Origin of the sequence: Actinosynnema sp. NPDC050801 (assembly GCF_040673975.1) — a bacterium.
GTDB lineage: Bacteria > Actinomycetota > Actinomycetes > Mycobacteriales > Pseudonocardiaceae > Actinosynnema.
In genome coordinates, this window is the sequence record NZ_JBFAQZ010000028.1 from 63,571 (window position 1) to 84,465 (window position 20,895).

Annotated in this window: 20 protein-coding genes; 10 read left to right on the plus strand and 10 right to left on the minus strand. The window is 71.4% G+C overall.

The window, feature by feature from the left end; translation table 11 throughout:
* Positions 1–16 precede the first annotated feature (16 nt).
* The gene (locus AB0K14_RS36320) at positions 17–796 is read left to right on the plus strand and encodes a carbon-nitrogen hydrolase family protein (protein ID WP_360459396.1); all 780 of its coding nucleotides are present in this window, start codon (positions 17–19) and stop codon (positions 794–796) included.
* 109 nt (positions 797–905) lie between these two features.
* Positions 906–1,814 carry a PRC and DUF2382 domain-containing protein gene (locus AB0K14_RS36325; RefSeq protein WP_360459394.1) on the plus strand — a complete coding sequence of 303 codons (909 nt, stop codon included), beginning with the start codon at positions 906–908 and terminating at the stop codon, positions 1,812–1,814.
* A 63-nt stretch (positions 1,815–1,877) separates the two neighbouring features.
* On the opposite strand, the gene nadC is transcribed toward AB0K14_RS36325, so the two are convergent.
* Genes nadC through nadA form a run of 3 tightly spaced genes read right to left on the minus strand, consistent with a single transcriptional unit; the run spans position 1,878 to position 5,391 of the window.
* Positions 1,878–2,747: a carboxylating nicotinate-nucleotide diphosphorylase gene (nadC, locus tag AB0K14_RS36330; RefSeq protein ID WP_360459393.1), complete on the minus strand. Its 870-nt coding sequence runs from the start codon at positions 2,745–2,747 to the stop codon at positions 1,878–1,880.
* Positions 2,744–4,375, minus strand: a complete 1,632-nt coding sequence (locus tag AB0K14_RS36335) for an L-aspartate oxidase (RefSeq protein WP_360459391.1) — start codon at positions 4,373–4,375, stop codon at positions 2,744–2,746. The genes nadC and AB0K14_RS36335 overlap by 4 nt, the downstream gene beginning before the upstream one ends.
* Positions 4,372–5,391 (minus strand): quinolinate synthase NadA, encoded by a 1,020-nt coding sequence (nadA, locus tag AB0K14_RS36340; protein ID WP_360459389.1) that lies wholly within the window; start codon positions 5,389–5,391, stop codon positions 4,372–4,374. The genes AB0K14_RS36335 and nadA overlap by 4 nt, the downstream gene beginning before the upstream one ends.
* 63 nt (positions 5,392–5,454) lie before the next feature.
* Here nadA and AB0K14_RS36345 point away from each other — a divergent pair, with 63 nt between their 5' ends.
* The 5 genes from AB0K14_RS36345 to AB0K14_RS36365 all read left to right on the plus strand — a co-directional run bounded on the left by AB0K14_RS36345 (position 5,455) and on the right by AB0K14_RS36365 (position 9,925).
* Complete coding sequence (locus AB0K14_RS36345) at positions 5,455–6,144, plus strand: NUDIX domain-containing protein (RefSeq protein ID WP_360459387.1); 690 nt, start codon at positions 5,455–5,457, stop codon at positions 6,142–6,144.
* On the plus strand, positions 6,141–6,821 hold the full coding sequence (locus AB0K14_RS36350; RefSeq protein ID WP_360459385.1) for an LON peptidase substrate-binding domain-containing protein: 681 nt from the start codon (positions 6,141–6,143) through the stop codon (positions 6,819–6,821). Before AB0K14_RS36345 ends, AB0K14_RS36350 begins: the two co-directional genes overlap by 4 nt.
* A gap of 31 nt (positions 6,822–6,852) precedes the next feature.
* Positions 6,853–7,587 (plus strand): type I 3-dehydroquinate dehydratase, encoded by a 735-nt coding sequence (locus tag AB0K14_RS36355; RefSeq protein WP_360459383.1) that lies wholly within the window; start codon positions 6,853–6,855, stop codon positions 7,585–7,587.
* A 314-nt stretch (positions 7,588–7,901) separates the two neighbouring features.
* Positions 7,902–9,167 carry an MFS transporter gene (locus tag AB0K14_RS36360; RefSeq protein WP_360459381.1) on the plus strand — a complete coding sequence of 422 codons (1,266 nt, stop codon included), beginning with the start codon at positions 7,902–7,904 and terminating at the stop codon, positions 9,165–9,167.
* A complete protein-coding gene (locus AB0K14_RS36365; protein WP_360459379.1) occupies positions 9,164–9,925 on the plus strand; it encodes a putative hydro-lyase in 762 nt (253 codons plus the stop codon). The genes AB0K14_RS36360 and AB0K14_RS36365 overlap by 4 nt, the downstream gene beginning before the upstream one ends.
* Here AB0K14_RS36365 and AB0K14_RS36370 read toward each other — a convergent pair.
* The 4 genes from AB0K14_RS36370 to bioD all read right to left on the minus strand — a co-directional run bounded on the left by AB0K14_RS36370 (position 9,922) and on the right by bioD (position 12,598).
* Positions 9,922–10,518, minus strand: coding sequence for a DUF2567 domain-containing protein (locus tag AB0K14_RS36370; protein ID WP_360459377.1), 597 nt, complete (start codon positions 10,516–10,518; stop codon positions 9,922–9,924). The two genes, AB0K14_RS36365 and AB0K14_RS36370, sit on opposite strands and share 4 nt — an antisense overlap.
* 40 nt (positions 10,519–10,558) lie before the next feature.
* Positions 10,559–10,768 carry a hypothetical protein gene (locus AB0K14_RS36375; protein WP_360459375.1) on the minus strand — a complete coding sequence of 70 codons (210 nt, stop codon included), beginning with the start codon at positions 10,766–10,768 and terminating at the stop codon, positions 10,559–10,561.
* Positions 10,765–11,781 carry a biotin synthase BioB gene (bioB, locus tag AB0K14_RS36380; RefSeq protein WP_360459373.1) on the minus strand — a complete coding sequence of 339 codons (1,017 nt, stop codon included), beginning with the start codon at positions 11,779–11,781 and terminating at the stop codon, positions 10,765–10,767. The genes AB0K14_RS36375 and bioB overlap by 4 nt, the downstream gene beginning before the upstream one ends.
* Positions 11,782–11,881: 100 nt before the next feature.
* Positions 11,882–12,598, minus strand: coding sequence for a dethiobiotin synthase (bioD, locus tag AB0K14_RS36385; RefSeq protein ID WP_360459371.1), 717 nt, complete (start codon positions 12,596–12,598; stop codon positions 11,882–11,884).
* Between the two features lie 60 nt (positions 12,599–12,658).
* Here bioD and AB0K14_RS36390 point away from each other — a divergent pair, with 60 nt between their 5' ends.
* Both AB0K14_RS36390 and AB0K14_RS36395 read left to right on the plus strand, forming a co-directional pair.
* Positions 12,659–12,904, plus strand: coding sequence for a glutaredoxin family protein (locus AB0K14_RS36390; protein WP_360459369.1), 246 nt, complete (start codon positions 12,659–12,661; stop codon positions 12,902–12,904).
* A gap of 1 nt (position 12,905) precedes the next feature.
* Positions 12,906–13,523 carry a hypothetical protein gene (locus tag AB0K14_RS36395; protein ID WP_360459367.1) on the plus strand — a complete coding sequence of 206 codons (618 nt, stop codon included), beginning with the start codon at positions 12,906–12,908 and terminating at the stop codon, positions 13,521–13,523.
* Here AB0K14_RS36395 and AB0K14_RS36400 read toward each other — a convergent pair.
* From AB0K14_RS36400 to dnaE, 3 genes are all read right to left on the minus strand, one after another.
* Positions 13,503–14,771 carry an adenosylmethionine--8-amino-7-oxononanoate transaminase gene (locus AB0K14_RS36400; RefSeq protein ID WP_360459365.1) on the minus strand — a complete coding sequence of 423 codons (1,269 nt, stop codon included), beginning with the start codon at positions 14,769–14,771 and terminating at the stop codon, positions 13,503–13,505. The two genes, AB0K14_RS36395 and AB0K14_RS36400, sit on opposite strands and share 21 nt — an antisense overlap.
* The gene (locus AB0K14_RS36405; RefSeq protein ID WP_360459363.1) at positions 14,758–15,987 is read right to left on the minus strand and encodes a cytochrome P450; all 1,230 of its coding nucleotides are present in this window, start codon (positions 15,985–15,987) and stop codon (positions 14,758–14,760) included. The genes AB0K14_RS36400 and AB0K14_RS36405 overlap by 14 nt, the downstream gene beginning before the upstream one ends.
* A gap of 87 nt (positions 15,988–16,074) precedes the next feature.
* Complete coding sequence (dnaE, locus tag AB0K14_RS36410; RefSeq protein WP_360459361.1) at positions 16,075–19,608, minus strand: DNA polymerase III subunit alpha; 3,534 nt, start codon at positions 19,606–19,608, stop codon at positions 16,075–16,077.
* 212 nt (positions 19,609–19,820) lie between these two features.
* On the opposite strand from dnaE, the gene AB0K14_RS36415 reads away from it, so the two are divergent.
* Positions 19,821–20,732, plus strand: a complete 912-nt coding sequence (locus AB0K14_RS36415; RefSeq protein WP_360459359.1) for an AsnC family protein — start codon at positions 19,821–19,823, stop codon at positions 20,730–20,732.
* Positions 20,733–20,895 lie beyond the last annotated feature (163 nt).

The window sequence follows — 20,895 nt, forward strand, 5'->3', positions numbered from 1 at the left end:
ACCTAGAGTGGGCCGCATGCGTGTCGCCCTCTGCCAGATCAACTCCTCCACCGACCCGGCGGCGAACCTCGACCTGGTGCGTTCGGAGACCGGGCGCGCGGCGGCGGCCGGCGCGCGCGTGGTCGTGTTCCCGGAGGCCACGATGTGCCGGTTCGGCGTGCCGCTCGGCCCGGTGGCCGAACCGCTGGACGGGCCGTGGGCGGGCGCGGTGCGCGACATCGCCGACGAGCACGGCGTGGTCGTCGTGGTGGGCATGTTCACGCCGGCGCCGGACGGCCGCGTGACGAACACCCTGCTGGTCACCGGCGGCGGCCACCACCTGGGCTACGACAAGATTCACCTGTTCGACGCGTTCGGCTTCACCGAGTCCCGCACCGTCGCACCCGGCTCCACACCCGTCACCGTCGAGGTCGACGGCGTCACGCTCGGCCTGGCCACCTGCTACGACGTGCGGTTCCCGGAGCTGTTCCGAGCGTTGGCCGACCGGGGCGCGCAGGCCGTGCTGGTGTGCGCGTCGTGGGGCGCCGGGCCCGGCAAGCGGGAGCAGTGGGAGCTGCTGGTGCGCGCCAGGGCGCTGGACTGCACGTCGTGGGTGCTGGCCTGCGGTCAGGCCGATCCGCGGGTCGACCACGGCGGCGCGCCGACGGGCGTCGGCTTCAGCACGGTCGCGTCACCGCTGGGCGAGGTGGTCGAGCAGCTTGCCGGCGAGCCCGGTTCGATTCTGACCGAAGTGGACACACAGCGTGTCGTGCGGGCGCGGGAAGCGTTGCCGGTCCTGGCGAATCGCCGGTTCTGACGCACTTTCGGGGCACATCGCCCCACACGAACGGGTGGCAGCCGAATAGGTGGCCCTTGGCGCCGGGAAACCCTCGCGGGACTCACTCGACACGCGAAGGGAACCGGCCATGATCAATCAGGCCGAAGTTGACCGCCTGTACGACTGCGAAGTGGTCGACGAGCACGGTGACCGCATCGGCTCGGTGAAGCAGGTCTGGCTCGACGACCGGGACGGTCGGCCGATGTGGGCTTCGGTGCACACCGGCCTGTTCGGTCTCAAGGAGTCGTTCGTGCCGATCCAGGACGCGACCCTGGGCGACGGCGTCGTCACCGTGCCCGTGGACAAGCAGCAGGTGAAGGACGCGCCCCGGATCGACGTGTCCGACGAGCACATGTCCGACCGGCAGCAGGACGAGCTTTACGAGTACTACGGCCTCATCCCGGCCCACCGCAGCGGTGACCACGACCGGCTGCCGGGCCGCGGCCGCACCGAGACCAGGCCCATGCCCGCCGCCGGGCAGACCGGCCGGCCGATGCCCGGCCCGACGAGGGACGGCATGGGCGGGCAGGCACCCATGGGGCAGGCACCCATGGGCCGGGCCCCCGCCGCGCAGACCCCTTCAGCGCAGAGCCCTTCCGCACAGGGCAGCCGGCGCGAGGCCCGCGAGGGCGAGTCGATCACCCGGTACGAGGAGGAGATGGACGTCGGCACCCGCGAGGTCGAGGCCGGTCGGGTGCGCCTGGTCAAGCACACGGTGACCGAGCAGAAGGACGTGTCCGTCCCGGTGTCGCACGAGGAGGTGCGCGTGGTGCGCGAGCCCGCCGACGGCGCGCCGACCGGCCGTGCGTTCGCCGAGGAGGAGACCGAGGTCACCCTGCGCAGGCAGGAGCCGGTGGTCGAGAAGAAGGCCAAGCCGGTGGAGCAGGTCCGGCTGGAGAAGGAGACCGTGACCGAGCAGCAACACGTTCGCGACGAGGTCCGCGGCGAACGGGTGGACGTGGAGCGCGACGACCGCATGAAGCGGCGCGACTCCTGAACACGGCGTGCCCGCGCCCGTGCCCCGGGCGCGGGCCGCCCCCTCCTCGCGACGGCTGGACGGCTAGCGCAGGTCCAGCCCCAGGTCGAGCGCCGGGGCGGAGTGCGTGAGGCCGCCGACGGCCAGGTAGTCGACGCCCGTCTCGGCGTAGGCCCTGGCCACGTCCAGGGTCAGCCCGCCCGACGCCTCCAGCCGCACACCGCCCGCCCGGCGCACCGCCTCCGCGCAGTCGGCGGCGGTGAAGTTGTCCAGCAGCACCAGTTCCGCGCCCTCGGCCACGGCCTCGTCCAGCTGGTCCAACGAGTCGACCTCGACCTCGCACCCCAGGTGCGGCGCGTGGGCGCGCACGGCGGCCAACGCCGCCCGCACCGACCCCGCGGCCCGCACGTGGTTGTCCTTGATCAGCACCGCGTCGCCCAGGCCGAGCCGGTGGTTGACACCGCCGCCGCACCGCACCGCGTACTTCTCCAGCAGCCGCAGGCCCGGCAGGGTCTTGCGGGAGTCGCGCACGCGCGCCTTCGTGCCCGCGACCTCGTCCACCCAGGCCGCGGTGAGCGTCGCGACGCCGGACAGGTGGCACAGCAGGTTCAACGCGGTGCGCTCGGCGGTGAGCAGACCGCGCACCGGTCCGCGCAGGACCAGGGCGGGCTCGCCGGGCACGGCCTTGTCGCCGTCGCGTCGCCGTTCCAGCACCTCCACGTCGGTGACCTGCCGGAACACCTCCAGCGCCACCGGGATGCCCGCGAGCACACCGGCCGCGCGCGGCGTCAACTCGGCCACGGCCACCGCGTCCGCGGGCACGGTCGCCTCGGTCGTCGCGTCCGCGCCGTACCTCAGGTCCTCTGCCAACGCCGTCGTGATCACGCGACGTGCGTCGGCCAGGTCGAACCCGTCTCCGGTGCTCGCCCCGGCGAGCAGGTCTTCGGTGTTCATGCCACTCCCCTGGCCGGTACGGGATCGGCCAGCACCGGCTGGCCGGACGGGTTGAGCCGGACCACCTGGCTGCGCCGCCAGCCCACGTCGTCCCGCTCGGTGAAGTCGGTGCGCACGTGGCAGCCGCGCGACTCCCGGCGTTGCGCCGCCGCCGCGATCAGCGCCCGCGCGGCCACGGTGAGCGCGGCGTCCTCGACCAGCTCCCGGCTGTCCAACGTGCGGTCCACAGTGGACAGGTCGAGCACCGAGCCGACCACGGCCAGGCCCTCGGCGTCACGGCCGATCGCCGCGTACCGGGACATGACGCGTTGCAGCGAGTCCCGGTCGGCGACCGGCGCCGTCGGCAGCCGCACCGAGGCGGCCGCGACCGGGCGGGCGAGCACGCCCAGCGCCAGGTCCGCCGCGACGGCCTCGGCCGCCCGCGTGCCCACGACCAGGCCTTCGAGCAGGCTGTTGGACGCCAGCCGGTTCGCGCCGTGCAGCCCGGTGCGGGCCACCTCGCCCGCCGCGTACAGGCCGGTCACGCCCGTCCTGCCGGCCACGTCGGACAACACGCCACCGCAGGCGAAGTGCGCCGCCGGGGCCACCGGGATCGGCTCCCCCGCCGGGTCGACGCCCGCCGCCAGGCAGGCCGCGTGCACGGTCGGGAACCGGCGCGCGAAGTCGGAGATGCCCGTGGCGTCGAGGAACACGTGGTCGTCCACCCCACCGGGGGCGCCCGCCATGTGCCGGGTGATCGCCGCGGCCACCACGTCACGCGGGGCCAGGTCCTCCAAGGGGTGCACACCGCGCATGACCCGCGCGCCGGTCGCGTCCACCAGCACCGCGCCCTCGCCGCGCACCGCCTCGGTGACCAGCGGGCAGCGGCCACGCGCGCCGCGCCCGGTGTAGAGCACGGTCGGGTGGAACTGGACGAACTCGACGTCCGCCGCCACCGCACCCGCGCGCAACGCCAGCGCCAGGCCGTCGCCGGTGGCCACCTCCGGGTTGGACGTGGCCTGGTAGAGCTGTCCGAGGCCGCCGCTGGCCAGCAGCACCGCGGGCGCGCTGAGCACGCCGGGCACGCCGTTGCCGTCCAGCACCAGCAGGCCGCACACCTGGCCGAGCGGGGTGCGCACCGCGTCCACCGCGATGTGCTGCTCCAGCACCGGCACCCGTCCGTCGGACGCCGCCGCCAACAGCGCGCGCTCCACCTCCGCACCGGTCGCGTCACCGCCCGCGTGCACCACCCGGAACGCGCTGTGCCCGCCCTCCCGCGTGCGGGCCAGCCCACCGGTCGGCGCGGCGTCGAACACCGCGCCGCGCTCGCGCAGCCGGGCCACCGCCGCCGGACCACCCGCGATGATCGCCTCGACGGCGGCCTCGTCGCACAGCCCCGCGCCCGCGACCAACGTGTCACGCACGTGGAGCTCGATCGTGTCGGCTGCGTCGTTGGCGTCGTGCTCGCCGGGCAGCACGACGGCCACGCCGCCCTGCGCCCACCTGGTGTTGCCGTCCTCGGCGGCGGCCTTCGTCACGACCAGGACCCGCAGTCCCAGCTCACGCGCGCGCAGCGCCGCCGTCAGACCGGCCACCCCCGTGCCGACGACCAGCAGGTCGGCGCGGGCCTCCCACAGCGGCGAGTTCACTCGCCGCCGCCGGGCTGCCCGATCTCGATCATGCGCTGCACCGCGCCCCGTGCCCGCCTCGCGGTCTCCGGGTCCACGTGCACCTCGTCCTTGTTCTCCCGCAGGCCCCGCAGCAGGGCGGCCGGGGTGATCATCTTCATGTAGCGGCACGACGCCCGGTCGTTCACCGCGCGGAAGTCGATCTCCGGCGCGGCCAGGCGCAGCTGGTGCAGCATCCCGATCTCGGTGGCCACCAGCACCGACTTCGCGCTGGTCCGCCGGGCGGCGACGATCATGTCGCCGGTCGAGAGGATCTTCACCTTCTCCGCCGGGACGGTGCCCTCGCCCGCGAGGTAGAGCGCCGAGGTGGCGCACCCGCACTCGGGGTGGATGAACAGGTCGGCATCCGGGTTCGCCGCCGCGCGCTCGGCCAGCTCCGGGCCGTTGATGCCCGCGTGGACGTGGCACTCGCCCGCCCAGATGTGCAGGTTCTCGCGACCCGTCTCGCGCTTGACGTGCGCGCCGAGGAACTGGTCCGGCAGGAACAGCACCTCGCGGTCGGCCGGGATGGACCGCACCACGTCCACCGCGTTCGACGAGGTGCAGCAGATGTCGGTCTCCGCCTTCACCTCGGCCGTGGTGTTGACGTAGGAGACGACGACCGCGCCGGGGTGCTCGGCCTTCCACGCGCGCAGCTGGTCGCCGGTGATCGAGTCGGCCAGCGAGCAGCCCGCCCGCTCGTCCGGGATGAGCACGGTCTTGTGCGGGGCGAGGATCTTGGCCGTCTCGGCCATGAAGTGCACGCCGCAGAACACGATGGTGGACGCGTCGCTCGCGGCCGCGATGCGGCTGAGCGCCAGCGAGTCACCGGTGTGGTGGGCGATGTCCTGGATCTCGGGCAGCTGGTAGTTGTGCGCCAGGATGACCGCGTCCCGCTGCCGCGCCAGCTCCAGCACCTCGTCACGCCACGCGGCGTCCGGCGCGATCCCGTCGTAGGCGCCGTCGGAGGTTCGCTCCACGTAGGCGGTGGCGACCATGGTTCCTCCCTTGAGCCAGGTTTTCGCCTATCGGTCGAAAACGTGGCCGATAGTATCAGCCGAGTGGGACTCGCGGAACATGAGGTGCTGGCCGCGGTGCTCCAGGTGAGAGCCGGATCACTCCAGGTCATGCTGTGGGAGCGCGCTCGTGAACCGCACGCTCACCGCTGGTCACTGCCCGGTGGCGGGCTCGGCGGCGACGAGGACGTCGAGGCCTCGATCCGCCGTCAGCTGGCGGAGAAAGTCGACGTGCGACAGTTGTCACACGTCGAGCAGCTCGCCGTCTTCAGCAACCCCGCGCGGGTGCCCGGACCGCGGGTGGTCGCGACCGCGTTCCTCGGCCTGGTGCCCTCCCACATCGACCCGGTGGTGCCGTCGGACACCGGGTGGCACCCGGTGGACGCGCTGCCGGCGACGGCGTTCGACCACGAGGCGATCTGCCGCCGCGCCCGCAACCGGCTCGCGTCGAAGCTGTCGTACACGAACCTGGGTTTCGCGTTGGCGCCGCCGGAGTTCACCATCTCCGCGTTGCGCGCGCTGTACTCCGCAGCCCTGGGGTACAAGGTGTCGGCGACCAACCTGCAACGCGTGCTGTCGCGCCGGGGCCTGTTGGAGCCGACCGGCGGGACCGTGCAGCCCGGACCGGCGGGCGGCAGGCCCGCGGCGCTGTTCCGGTTCGTGTCGGGCGAAATGCGCGTCACCGACCCGTTCGCCGTGCTGAGGCCACCGGCCGCCCGTAGCTTGGGGTCGTGACGACGACGCTCCCGCTGTTCCCGCTGGGCACCGTGCTGCTGCCCGGGGCGTCCCTGCCGCTGCACGTGTTCGAGCCGCGGTACCGGCAGCTGACCGTCGACCTGGTGACGGGCGCCGTGCCGGAGCGGACGTTCGGCGTGGTGTCGATCAAGCAGGGGTGGGAGGTCGGGGCGGAGAACGTCGAGGCGCTGTCCGACATCGGCTGCACGGCGGTGCTCCAGGAGGCGCGGCGGCTGCCGGACGGGCGGTTCGACCTGACCACCAAGGGCGGTCGGCGGTTCCGGTTGCTGGAGGTGCACGAGGACAGCGCGCCGTACCTGGTGGCTTCGGTGCGGTGGCTGCCGGACACGGCCGCGCCGCCGGAGGTCGAAGCGGTCCTGCCGCTGTTGGCGGAGAGCGCGCGGGCGGCGCACGGGCGGTACCGGCAGGCGGCGTACCAGAGCGTGGGGCGGCGGCCACCGGGGCCGGACATCGCGTTGCCCGACCTCGCGTACGCGTTGGCGGGCGACTGCCTGCTGACGTTGGAGGACCGGCAGCGCCTGCTGGAGGAGACCTCGCCGGCCCGGCGACTGCGCATGGTGCGGAAAGTGCTGCACCGCGAGGCGGGCATTCTCGACGCGTTGAGCGCCGTGCCCGCGCCGTTGTCGGAATTGGGTCACCTGCCGCATCGCAACTGACCGTTCCCCTTGGCGGTGTAAGATGCCGCGAATGAACACCATGCGTGCGCTGCTCGAACTCGACCCGCCCTTGATCGCGGTGAGTTTCGCGGACGACGACAGCGAGCGGGCGGCCGCGGAAGCGCGTTCGGCCGGGGTCGACGTGGCCGAATTGCGCATCGACCGGTTCTCCCGGACCGATGTCGCGCACGTGCTGGAGCAGGTCCGCGCGTTCGAGGGCATGCCGGTGCTGGCGACCGTGCGCTCGGCCGCGGAGGGCGGTGGGTGGAGCGGTGGCGAAGCGGCGCGACTCGACCTGTTCCGCGAGGTCGCGCCCCTGGTGGAGGCCGTGGACGTGGAGTTGTCGTCGCGGGAGGTCGTGGCCGACGTGGTCGCCGCCGCGCACGCGCACGACGCGTTGGCGATCGTGTCGTACCACAATTTCGACCACACGCCGGGAATTGGTGAGCTCGATGCGATCGTGCGTGACGCCAAAGCGGTCGGTGCGGATATCGTGAAAATCTCCACGATGGCGACCACCGGTGCGGACCTGAAGGTGTTGGCGTCATTGTTGGTGAATTCCGGTGATACCGACATGATCGTGATCGCCATGGGTGAGATCGGCACCGCGTCCCGCATCTTCTTCCCCGCGCTCGGTTCGCGGGTGACTTACACGTTCATCGGTCACCAGCCCACGTCGGGCCAACTCGATTTCGCCGAGACGTCCGGGTTGCTGCGCAAGTTCTACCCCGGGTACGACCGGAGGAAGAGCGCGGTCGACGCCTGAGCCGCCGCCCCCGCGAGGTCCTGAGCGTTGAACTCGGGGTACGCGAACGTAGGACACGCCCGCCCTGAAGGTAGGACACGCACGACCTGAACGTAGGACACGCACGACCTGAACGTAGGACACGCGCGTTCTGGAGGTAGGACACGCGCGGTCTGGAGGTACGACTCGCGCGGGTGTGCGGGGGCGTGTGGGAGGGCGCGGTAAGGGGTGGTGTTGGAGTGTTCATTCATCCTCTTGCCGTATGGTGGGATTGTTCAACAATCCTCTAGCGTGTGGGCCACGGCACACCCACACGGCTGCGAGGTGATCCCGACATGAGCACCACGGACGTCGACACCACCAAGAACGGTCAAGGCCCGTTCGCCTGGTTCCACACGCTGGGCCGCAACGGGAAGCGCGCCTTCGTCGGCGCGTTCGGCGGCTTCGGCCTGGACGCCTACGACTTCCAGGTCCTGCCCCTCGGACTGTTCGCCATCACGGCCTACTTCGGCATCAGCACGGGCGAAGCGGGCCTGCTCAACACCGTCACGCTGGTCGTCTCCGCCCTCGGCGGCGCGATCGCGGGCATCCTCGCGGACCGCATCGGCCGCGTCCGCACCCTCATGATCACGGTCATCACCTACGCCGTCTTCACGGTCCTGTGCGGCTTCGCCACCAGCTACGAGATGCTGCTCGTCTTCCGCGCCCTCCAGGGCCTGGGCTTCGGCGGCGAGTGGGCGGCGGGCGCGATCCTCGTCGCCGAGTACTGCAAGCCGCAATACCGGGGCCGGACGGTCGCGTTCATCCAGAGCTCGTGGGCCGTCGGCTGGGGCCTGAGCGTCATCGTCTACACCGTCGTGTTCAGCTTCCTGCCGCAGGACGTCGCCTGGCGCGTGCTGTTCTGGACCGGCGCGATCCCCGCCGTCCTGGTCTTCTACGTCCGCCGCAACGTCAAGGACGCGCCGAGGGCCGAGCGGGCCCTGGAGACCAGCCCGCGCCGGGGCAGCTTCAAGGCCGTCTTCCAGGGCAAGCTCGGCCGCACCACGCTGTTCGCCGCGCTCCTCGCCACCGGCGTCCAGGGCGGCTACTACACCCTGGCCAGCTGGGTGCCGACGTTCCTCAAGACCGAACGGGGCCTCAGCGTCGTCGGCACCGGTGGCTACCTGGCCCTGCTCATCAGCGGCGCGTTCGCGGGCTACATCACCGGCGGCTACCTGACCGACCTGCTGGGCCGCAAGCGCACGTTCACGCTGTTCGCCGTGCTCAGCGCGATCCTCATCGTGGTGTTCACCCAGATCCCGGCCGGCGCGAACGGGCTGATCCTGCTGGTCACGTTCCCGCTCGGCTTCACCACCTCGGCGATCTTCAGCGGTTTCGGCTCGTTCCTGGCCGAGCTGTACCCGACGGAGCTGCGCGGCACCGGCCAGGGGTTCACCTACAACTTCGGCCGCGCGGTGGGCGCGTTCTTCCCCGCGCTGGTGGGATTCCTCGCGGAGGGCATGGGCGTCGGCGGCGCGATGATCTTCGGCGCGATCGCCTACGGCATCGCCGTCGTGGCCCTGCTCGGCCTCCCCGAGACGAAGGGCGTCGAACTGCGATGACCGCGATGACACCGCCGGAGGTCCGCCGCACGCACCAGGGACCCACGGCCGGGCTCGCGGACGGCTACGCGCAGGCCAACCTGATCGCGGTGCCCCGGGACTGGGCCTACGACGTGCTGCTGTTCACCGTGCGCAACCCCAAGCCGTGCCCGGTCCTGGACGTCACCGACCCGGGCGACACCACGACGGTCCTCGCGGGCAACGCCGACCTGATGCGCGACGTGCCCCGCTACCGGATCTGGGAGCACGGCGAGCTGGTCGCCGAGCTCACCGACGCCTCCGGGCACTGGCGCGACGACCTGGTCGCGTTCCTCATCGGGTGCAGCTTCACCTTCGAGTCGGCCCTGAAGCAGGCGCACGTCCCGCTGCGGCACGTCGAGCAGCGGCGCAACGTGCCGATGTACGTCACGAACCGCGAGTGCCGCCCGGCCGGCCGCGTGCACGGCCCGATGGTCGTCTCGATGCGCTACGTCCCGGCCGACCTGGTCGACACCGCCCGGGAGGTCACCGCCCGGATGCCCGCCGTCCACGGCGACCCGGTCCACGTGGGCGACCCGGCGGCGCTGGGCATCGACGACCTGGACCGGCCGGACTTCGGCGACCGCACCGATCCGCACGACGGCGACGTGCTGGTCTTCTGGGCGTGCGGTGTCACGCCGCAGGCCGCGGTGGTGGCGTCGAAACCGCCGTTCGCGATCACCCACGCGCCGGGGCACATGTTCGTCACCGACGTGCCCGACACGGCCTACCGGCTCTAACCCAACCGCCGACCCAGGTCGTCCAGACCGTTCCACGCGGCCAGGCAGCCGTACGCCAGCGCCGTGCCCAAGGGCCACGCCAGCAAGCCCCACCACGTCTCCAGCACCGGGGCCAGGGCGATGACGTCACCCACCTGGGGCGCGGTGCTGACGGCGTAGTCGCCGCTCGCCGTGCCGACGCCGGTCAACTGGGCCAGGTAGGCGGCCACGAGGGCGCCGAGGGTGGCCGCGAGCATCACCACCGGGCCGCGCCGCTCCCGCAGGAGCCACACCGCGATGCCGGTGATCAGCCCGGCCGCCAGGCCCATCAGCACGAACAGCATCAGCCCGTCGAGCCGGTGGTAGCTCTCGCCGGTGACCGGGATCATCGACCCGTCCTGCTGCGCCACCACGTTCTGCGGCGGCGCCAGCCAGGCCCACAGCCAGCCCGCGGGCAGCCCGAACAGCGAGATCGCGGAGAGCACGGAGAACGCGGGCAGCAGGTCGCGCTTCACCACGACGCGCGGCCGCTGCACCACGTAGTAGTACTCGAACGCCGGCGCGGGTGGCACCCGAACGGGCGCGGCCCGCTCGTCCACCGGTTGCTCCGCCACCCGACGACCTCCCTGCACACGTGACCAGATGCAGGGCAGGTTACCGCGCGGAGGTGATCTCCCCGTGACGGCTGCACGTGGCCGTCCACCCGGCGGGGGTCACCTGCACCACCATCCGGCGCGCGCACTCCGCGCAGAACCGCGGCGGGTCGATCACGCCCAGCCGTGACGCGCACGCGGAGTGGTCCGCCTCCGCGAGCGCCTTGCCGCAATAACCGCAGAAAGTCACCGCACCCAGCCCAGTGGTCACAGGGTCTTGCTCAGTTCCTTGATCGGCATGGACAGCTCGCTCAGCATGTCGAGGTCGTCCTGCGCCGGGCGGCCGAGGTTGGTCAGGTAGTTGCCGACGATGATCGCGTTGACGCCGCCGAGCATCCCCTGCTTCGCGCCGAGGTCGCCGAAGGTCAGCTCACGGCCGCCGGCGAAGCGCAGGATCGTGCGCGGCAGGGCGAGCCGGAACGCGCCGACGGTCCGCAACGCGTCGGGGCCCTCCACGACCGGGTAGTTCTCGTAGGGCGTGCCGGGGTTGGGGATGAGGAAGTTCAGCGGCACCTCGTCCGGCTCCAGCGCGGCCAGCTGCACGGCGAACTCGGCGCGCTGCGCCAACGTCTCCCCCATGCCGATGATGCCGCCGCAGCAGACCTCCATGCCCGCCTCGCGGATCATCTTCAGCGTGTCCCACCGCTCTTCCCACGAGTGCGTGGTGACCACGTTCGGGAAGTGCGAGCGCGCCGTCTCCAGGTTGTGGTTGTAGCGGTGGACGCCCATGTCCACCAGCTCGTCCACCTGCTCCTGGGTGAGCATGCCGAGCGAGCACGCGATCTGGATGTCGTTGCCGTCCTCGCGGATGGCCTTGACGCCGTCGCGCACCTGCGACAGCAGCCGCTTGTCCGGCCCGCGCACGGCGGCGACGATGCAGAACTCGGTCGCGCCGGTCTCGGCGGTCTGCCGGGCCGCCTTCACCAGGCCGGGGATGTCCAGCCACGCCGAGCGCACCGGCGAGGGGAACTGGCCGGACTGGGAGCAGAAGTGGCAGTCCTCCGGGCAGCCGCCGGTCTTGAGCGACACGATGCCCTCGACCTCGACCTCCGGGCCGCACCAGCGCATCCGCACCGCGTGCGCCAGCTCCAGCAGCTCCGGGATCCGGTCGTCGGGCAGCCGGAGGACTTCGAGCACCTGCTCCTCGGACAGCCCGACGCCCTGCTCCAGCACCTGCTCGCGGGCAACGGCGAGGACATCGACCTGTTCGGGGGCTGCGGTCACGACTTCTCCTCGTACTCCGGCGGTGGTCCGCCGTGCAGTCTGCCGCACGGGCCCGTGCGCTACCCAGCGATGTGCGTCACTGGTTCGTTCAACCCGGGGGTCAGCAGGTGTGCGGCGCGGCGAACTTCTCCGGGTCGAACGTGCCGCCGAACCACGGCGACAGGCCTTCCCGGGCGCGCTCCACGAACTCGTGCCGCCCCAGCGCCGCCGCGCCGTCGGGCAGCACGCCCAGCAGCGGCGCGCCCGCAGCCTCGGGCAGGTCGACCAGGTTCGTGCGGGTGGCCAGGTCCGGCTCGGCGGGCCAGCGGCCCACCACCACGCCGACCGACTCCAGGCCGCGGCGGAGCAGGGCTTCGGCGGTCAACGCGGTCATGTTCAACGTGCCCAGGCCCGCGTGCGCGACGATGAGCACCGGGGCGTTGAGCGCCCAGGCCGCGTCGGCGATGGTCGAACCGGCGCCGTCGAACCGGACCAGCAGCCCGCCCGCGCCCTCGACCAGCACCAGGTCGTGCGTCTCGTCCAGCGCCGCGGCCGCCGAGGCGATGTCGCTGGGGTGCAGGGTGGGCAGCCCGGACCGGCGCGCGGCCGTGGCCGGTGCCAGCGGTTCGGGGTACCGGCGCAGTTCACGGGTGGTGACCGGGCCCGCGAGGCGGACCACCTCGGCGAGGTCGCCCGGCTCGCCGTCGGCGACACCGGTCTGCGCGGGCTTGAGCACGGCGACCCGCCGACCGTCGGCCGCGGCCAGGGCCGCCAGGGCGGCGACGACGACCGTCTTGCCGACCTCGGTGCCCGTGCCGGTGATCACGAGGACGCTCACGGGCACCCACCCTAGGCCTTTACGGAGCGTGGCGGGCGTCCGCGTTCTACAGTCACCTCCATGAGTGAGATCGTTCTCTACGGTGCGGACTGGTGTGCCGACTGCCGGCGCGCGAAGGCATGGCTGCGGGAGCACGAAGTGCCGTTCACGGACGTCGACGTCGAGCAGGACGACGCGGCACGCGACCGCGCGATCGAGTTCGCCGGCGGGCGCAAGAACATCCCGGTGATCGTGCTGCCCGACGGCGGCGTGCTGGTCGAGCCGACGAACGCGCAACTGGCCGAGGCCGTCCGGCAGCAGGCCTGAGTTGGGCAGGAAGAAGCGCAGACAGGGCCGCGACGGCGCGGAGGTCAGCACCCGGAGGCGCCCGCGCAACCCCCGACCCGAGCGGAAGCCGCCCGGCTGGTTGGACGAGCTGGGCGGGTGGGGGTGGACCGCGCTCGTCGTAGGCACCGTGATCGGTGCGATCGGCGCGCACTACGCGCTGTGGCACTGGGTGATCCCACCGGTCGGGGCGGTGGTGGGCCGGATCCCCGTGGTGTCGACCGTCGTGGGCTGGTTGTTCGGGGGCGGCGCGTGGATCGCCCTCGGTGTGGCCGTGCTGAACGAGAAGACCGCGAGCAAGGTCGTGGGACTGCGCCTCGTGCGGATCGCGCTCGTGTGGATGGGCGTGGCCGTCCTGTGCCTGCCCGTCGGGTGGGCCGAGGACATCCACCTCCCGACGGACTACTGGGCGGGTGTGTTCGCGGGCGCCTACGGCCTGCTGGGCTCGCTGGTGGTGTTCCCGGTGCTGGCGCTGGTCCTGTACCCGTTGTCGCGGGTGGTGCGGCCGTTGCGCGACAGGTCCGACCAGGTCGTCGGGTGGGCGTCGATCGGCTACGGCGTGCTGCTGCTGGTCTGGGGCTCAACCCTGCTGCGCATGTGACGCCCCGGCCGCGGCGACGACGGCGGCGGCGATCGCGGCCACGTCGTCGTCCGTGCTGATGAACGGCGGCATGGTGTAGATCAGGTCGCGGAACGGCCGCAGCCACACGCCGTGGTCGACGGCCGCGGCGGTGGCGGCGGCCATGTCCACCGGGTGGTCCAGCTGCACCACGCCGATCGCGCCGAGCACCCGCACGTCACCGGGCGCCTGCGCGAGCCCGGACCGCAGCCCGGCCTCGATCCGCCGCACCGACGCCCGCCAGTCCTGCGCCAGCAGCAGGTCGGTGGAGGCCAGCGCCACCGCCGAGGCCAGCGGGTTGCCCATGAACGTCGGGCCGTGCGCCAGCACGGGCACCTCGCCGCGCGAGATGCCGTCCGCCACGCGCGGGGTGCACAGGGTCGCCGCCAACGACAGGTAACCGCCGGTCAGCGACTTGCCCAGGCACATGATGTCCGGGCTGATCCCGGCGTGGTCGGCGGCGAACAGCTCACCGGTGCGGCCGAAGCCGGTGGCGATCTCGTCGAAGATCAGCAGCACGTCGTTGGCCAGCGTCAGCTCCCGCAGCACGTGCAGGTAGCGCGGGTCGTGGAAGCGCATCCCGCCGGCGCCCTGCACGACCGGCTCCACGATCACCGCGGCCAGCTCGTCGGCGTGCCGCTCGACCAGGTCCGACAGCTCCTGGACGTAGGCGGTCTCCAGGTCGCGCGGCGGCGCGGAGGCGAACACCTGCTCCGGCAGCACGCCCCGCCACAGCGAGTGCATCCCGCCCTCCGGGTCGCACACGGCCATCGGCTGGAACGTGTCGCCGTGGTACCCGCCGCGCCAGGTCAGCAGCCGCCGCTTGGCGGGCCTGCCCTGCGAGCGCCAGTGCTGCAACGCCATCTTGATCGCGACCTCGACCGACACCGACCCCGAGTCGCACAGGAACACGTGCTGCAACGGCTCGGGCGTGATCTCCACCAGCCGTGCGGCCAGCGCCACCGCGGGCTCGTGGGTGAGGCCGCCGAACATCACGTGGCTCATCCGGCCGAGCTGGTCGCGCACCGCCGCGTCGAGCACGGGGTGCCGGTAGCCGTGGATCGCGGCCCACCACGACGACATGCCGTCGACCAGCTCGCGCCCGTCGTCCAGCCGGAGCCGGACACCCTCGGCCGAGGAGACGACCAGCGGCTCGTGGGTGCCCGGCATCGGGCCGTACGGGTGCCAGACGTGCGCCTGGTCCAGCTTCAGCAGCTCATCGTGCTCCACGGGGAGTCAGGCTAACCGGCAGCTCCTCGACGCCGCGGATGAGCGCCCCCGGGCGCCACCGCAGCTCGTGCGGCTCCACGGTCAGGGCCACGTCGAACCGGTCGAACAGCGTCCCGATCGCGATCTCGCCCTCCATCCGCGCCAGCGGCGCGCCCAGGCAGTAGTGGATGCCGTGGCCGAACGCGAGGTGCCCGGCGGCCTGCCGGGTGATGTCGAGCCGGTCCGGGTCCGGGAACCGGGAACCGTCGCGGTTGCCGCCGCTCAGCGCCACGACCACCAGGCTGTCCTTCGGGATGACCACGTCACCCAGCTCCACGTCCTCGGAGGTGTAGCGGAACGTGGACTGGTTGACCGGGCTGTCGTAGCGGAGAACCTCCTCCACCGCGCCGGGCAGCAACGTCCGGTCGGCGCGCAGCTTGGCCAGCTGGTCGGGGTTGCGCACCAGGTGGTGGACGCCGTTGGCGATCAGGTTGACCGTCGTCTCGTGCCCGGCGACGAGGAGCAGGAACGCCATGGCGATCAGCTCCATCTGGTCGAGCCGGTCGCCTTCCTCGTCGGCGTGCACCAGGGCCGAGAAGAAGTCGTCGCCCGGGTCGGCCTTCTTGTGCTCGACCAGCTTCATCAGGTAGCCCGCCATCTGCGTGCCCGCGTCCTGCAGCGCCTTGGCGTCCGACCCGCCGGCCACCAGCACGTTCGACCACCGGCGGAACTCGTCGCGCTCCTCCATCGGCACGTCGAGCATCTCGCAGATGACGGTGATGGGCAGCGGGAACGCCAGCGCGTCCACGAGGTCGAGCTCCGATTTGCCCTCCACGTCCCGCAGGAGCTGGTCGGTGATCTCCTGGATCCGGGGCCGCAGCTGCTCGACCCGCCGGGCGGTGAACGCCTTGGTGACGAGCTTGCGCAGCCGGGTGTGGTGCGGCGGGTCCATGTTCAGCATGTGCTGCACCAGGGACTCGTCGAACACCATCGGTTCCTGGTCCCCGACCCGGTTGAGCTCCATGACCTCCGGGAAGCGCTCGAAGTGCTTGCTGAACCGCGGGTCGGCCAGCGCCAGCCGTGCCTCTTCGTACCGGGTGACCAACCACGCCTTGGTGCCTCGCGGCAGCACGACCTGGGTCGCCGCCGCCTGCTCCCGCACCGCGGCGTGGTAGGCGTGCGGATCGGCGAAGTACTCCTCGCCCAGCACGTCGAGACCGGCGATCTGCTCCCCCAAAGGGATCCCCTCCTCGTGTGAGTTAACCCTGTTCACTCAACGATTCGAGACTCGCTCGTGTCCCCGATCCCGGGTCAGATCACCCGATCAGCCCAAGCACCCCGGTCCGAGTAGCGCCTTCAAATCACCCATAAGGGACGGCGTGGGCGTAACCCGGAGGGCGTCGTCCAGCTTCAGCAACGTGTTGCGGCTGCTGTTGATGACCAGGTTCAGGTGCACCTCGGTCGTGCCGGGGTGCGCGGTGAGGACTTCCTTGAGCGATGTCACCAGCTTCGGGTCGCAGCGCGACGCCGCCACCTTCAGCCGCAACGCCTGCGCGCCCAGTTCCGACAGGTCCGGCACGACCAGGTCGTTGGCGATCAGCGAGATCCGGTCCTCCCGCTTGGCCACCCGCGCCTTGACCAGCACGATCGCGTCCTCGGCCACCGACATGCCGTGGACGGTGTAGCTCTTGGGGAAGAACAGCACCTCGATGCCACCGGCCAGGTCCTCCAGCTGCGCCGACGCCCACGGCTCGCCGTTCTTGTTCACCCGGCGGGTGACCGACGCGAGGATGCCGCCCAGGGTGACCTGCGTGCCGTCGGGCACGTCGCCTTCCAGGATGCGCGGGATCGTGGTGTCCGAATAAGAGCTCAGCACCTGCTCCACGCCGTTGAGCGGGTGGCCGGACACGTACAGGCCCAGCATCTCCCGCTCCAGCGTGAGCTGGTGCTTGGACTCCCAGTGCTCGTCGGGGATCTTCACGTCGAACACCGACGCGCCGTCACCGTCGCCGCTGCCGTCGCCGAACAGGTCGAACTGGCCGCGCGCCTCTTCCTTCTTCGTCAGCATGATCGCGTCGACCGCCTCGACGTGGACCATGTGCAGGCCCTTGCGCGGGTGGCCGAGCGAGTCGAACGCGCCCGCCTTGATCAGCGATTCGACGACCTTCTTGTTGCACGCCTGCACGTCGACCTTGCGCAGGAAGTCCGAGAAGTCGGCGAACTTCCCCTTCTCCACGCGGGTCTTGATGATCGCGTCGACCACGTTCGCGCCGACGTTGCGGATCGCGCCGAGGCCGAACCGGACGTCGTCGCCGACCGCGACGAACTCCCGTTCCGACTCGTTGACGTCCGGCGGGAGCACCGTGATGCCCATCCGGCGGCACTCCGCCAGGTAGACGGCCGACTTGTCCTTGTTGTCCGAGTTCGTGGTGAGCAGCGCGGCCATGTACTCGCTGGGGTAGTTGGCCTTGAGGTACGCCGTCCAGTACGCGATCAGGCCGTACGCGGCGGAGTGCGCCTTGTTGAACGCGTAGTCCGCGAACGGGACCAGAATGTCCCACAGCGTCTTGATCGCCTCGGGCGAGTAGCCGTTGGCGACCATGCCCGCCTCGAAGCCCTCGTACTCCTTGTCGAGGATCTCCTTCTTCTTCTTGCCCATCGCGCGGCGCAGCAGGTCCGCTTGGGCCAGCGAGTAGCCCGCCACCTTCCGCGCGATCGCCATGACCTGCTCCTGGTACACGATCAGGCCGTACGTGGTGTCCAGGATCTCGGCCAGCGGCTCGCGCAGCTCCTCGTGGATGGGCACGATGTCCTGCTGCTTGTTCTTGCGCAGCGCGTAGTTCGTGTGCGAGTTCGCGCCCATCGGACCCGGCCGGTAGAGCGCGATGACGGCCGAGACGTCCTCGAAGTTGTCCGGGCGCATCAACCGCAGGAGGTCGCGCAGGGCGCCACCGTCGAGCTGGAACACGCCCAGGGTGTCGCCGCGGCCCAGCAGCTCGTAGGTCTTGCGGTCGTCCAGCGGCACGGTCGAGATGTCGATCCGGCCCTTGCCGTTGAGCTCGATGTTCTTCAGCGCGTCGTCGATCGTGGTCAGGTTGCTCAGGCCGAGGAAGTCCATCTTCAGCAGGCCGAGCGTCTCGCACGTCGGGTAGTCGAACTGGGTGATGATCGAGCCGTCCTGCGGGCGCATCCAGACCGGGATGTGGTCCGTCAGCGGCTCCGCGGACATGATCACCGCGCAGGCGTGCACGCCCGCGTTGCGGATCAGGCCCTCCAGCCCGCGGCCGGTGTCGATGATCTCCTTGACCTGCGGGTCGGTCTCGTAGAGCGCGCGCACCTCGGCAGCCTCGGAGTACCGCTTGTGCGACGGGTCGAACACGCCGGCCAGCGGGATGTCCTTGCCCATCACGGCGGGCGGCATCGCCTTGGAGATGCGGTCGGCCACCGCGTAACCCGGCTGCCCGTACAGCACGCGGGCGGAGTCCTTGATCGCCGCCTTCGCCTTGATCGTGCCGAACGTGATCACCTGGGCGACCTTGTCGACGCCCCACTTCTCGGTGACGTACCGGATCACGTCGCCGCGCCGGCGCTCGTCGAAGTCGATGTCGATGTCGGGCGGGCTGACCCGGTCGGGGTTGAGGAACCGCTCGAAGATCAGGCCGTGCGCCAACGGGTCCAGGTCGGTGATGCCCATCGCGTAGGCGATCAGCGCGCCTGCGGCGGAACCGCGGCCGGGACCGACCCGGATGCCGTTGGCCTTGGCCCAGTTGATGAAGTCGGCGACCACCAGGAAGTAGGACGGGAAGCCCATCTGGAGGATGACGTCGATCTCGAACTCGACCTGCTTGCGGTGGACCTCGTCCACGCCCTCCGGGAACCGGCGGCGCATGCCCTCCCAGACCTCGTCGCGGAAGTAGTCCGCCTCGGTCTTGCCGTCGGGCGTCGGGTAGCGCGGCATCAGGTTCTGGAAGGCGAACATGCCGGTGGTGTCGACCTTCTCGGCCACCAGCAGGGTGTTGCGGCACCCCTCCTGCCAGGCGTCGGAGGAGTCGATCGCGCGCATCTCGTCGGGCGACTTCAGGTGGTAGCCCGTGCCGTCGAACTTGAACCGGGTCGGGTCCTGCAGCGTCTTGCCGGTCTGCACGCACAGCAGCGCCGCGTGCGCGTCGCGGTCCTCGGCGTAGGTGTAGTGCGAGTCGTTGGTCACCACGAACGGGATGCTGAGCTTCTTGGCGATGTCCAGCAGCCCGCTGCGGACCCGGCTCTCGATCTCGATGCCGTGGTCCATCAGCTCGACGAAGAAGTTGTCCGCGCCGTAGATGTCGCGGTACTTCGCGGCGGCCTCCAGGGCCTCCTGCTCGTGCCCGAGGCGCAACCGCGTCTGCACCTCGCCGGACGGGCAACCGGTGGTCGCCATCAGGCCCGCCGAGTGCTCGGTGATCAGGTCGACGTCCATCCGGGGCCACTTGCCCAGCTGGCCCTCGGTGGAGGCCCGGCTCGACATCTTCATCAGGTTGTGCAGGCCCTCGTTGTTCCGGGCCCAGATGGTCTGGTGGGTGTAGGCGCCGCTGGCCGAGACGTCGTCGGACTTCTGCCCGGGGTCGCCCCACAGCACGCGCTTCTTGTTGAAGCGCGACTCGGGCGCCAGGTAGGCCTCGATGCCGATCACCGGCTTGATGCCCGCGGCGGTCGCCTGCCGGTAGAAGTCGTACGCGCCGTACATGTTGCCGTGGTCGGTGATCGCGGCGGCGGGCATGCCCATCCGCTCGCACTCGGCGAACATGTCCTTCAGCTTCGCCGCGCCGTCGAGCATCGAGTACTCGGTGTGCACGTGGAGGTGCACAAACGAGTCGGACACCCAAACCCCCCTGGAGATCGCAGCGGGCCCGGGACGAAGCGCTCGGGCAAGACTCGCCCGACCCTATAACGCCACTCTCGGCTACCTGACGCAGGCTCGCCGAGTTCGGTGCGAGCCGCCCCGACGTCCCCGCCCGGGCGGTCGGGTGAACACCGCGGGCGGTCGGCGGGGTGATGGCGCGAAGATCTCCGCAGGCGGGTAGCGTTCGAGGAGTGGTAGCGCCGGACCCCGTCGACGCCCGTCTCCTGGCCATGATCGCCGAGATGGGCCGTGCCGCCGTGCACGAGGTGGCCGCGCGGCTGGGCATGGACCCGCGGGAGGCCGCCACCCGGCTGATCACGTTGTCCGGCAGCGGGTTGCCGCTGCTCGTCGGCGTGGAGTGCGACCCGAACGGCATCCGCAAGGCGCTGGCCAACAGCGTGGCGTGGGGCAACTACTCCGGGCCCGGCGGCCAGGCCGTGCGCGGCACGCCGAGCGGCCCGTACTCGCCGGTGCAGGGCACGCCGTCCGGCTCCTACCCCGGCTACCCCGGTCCGCAGGGGCCGCCCAGCACGCCGTTCCCGGCGCAGCCGCAGACCGGACCGCAGCCGACGTCGTCGGGACCGCCGTCCGGGCCGGTGCGCGTGCCGGAGCCGATGAGCACCTGGGGCGTGCCCGGCACGTCCGGTTGGGCGCGCGGCGACCAGGCACCCGCGCCGCGCTCGCGCACGGGCAAGATCGGCAGCACGTTGGAGACCGAGGGCCTGGAGGGCGCCCGGTTCACCATCCAGCTGGTCGAGGTGGTCGACCCGGCCGACTTCCTGTTCACCGCGGCCGGCTACAAGCTGGCCGCCGGCGAGCGCGCCGTGGTCGTGCACACGGAGCTGGCCAACATCGGCCAGGTGCCGTTCAACGCCCTGCCCGACATGTACCTGGTGCTGATGACCAACAAGGGCGAGACGGTGAGCAAGGCGCCGGTGTCGCTGTCGTCCCGGCCGCCACACAAGATCGGCGTGCAGCCCGGTGAGACGGCCGGCGGTCACACCGTCTACGTCCTCCCCGAGGACACGGTGATCTTCTCCGTCCGCTGGAGCTCCCGCCCGGAAACCGACCTGAACACCCTGGTCTGGACCATCGACGACTGAGCTGGATTGCCCCTGCTGAGCTGGATTGCCCCTGCTTCGCAGATGGCGGGCTCGGTCGCCGGGAAGTCGGTCGTTCGCGCCCTGATTTCCCGACGATCGAAGAGCGTGATCGCCGGGCGAGGGGCAGCCGCGCCCGGTGGTGGCCGGCCCGTGGGTCGAGCGC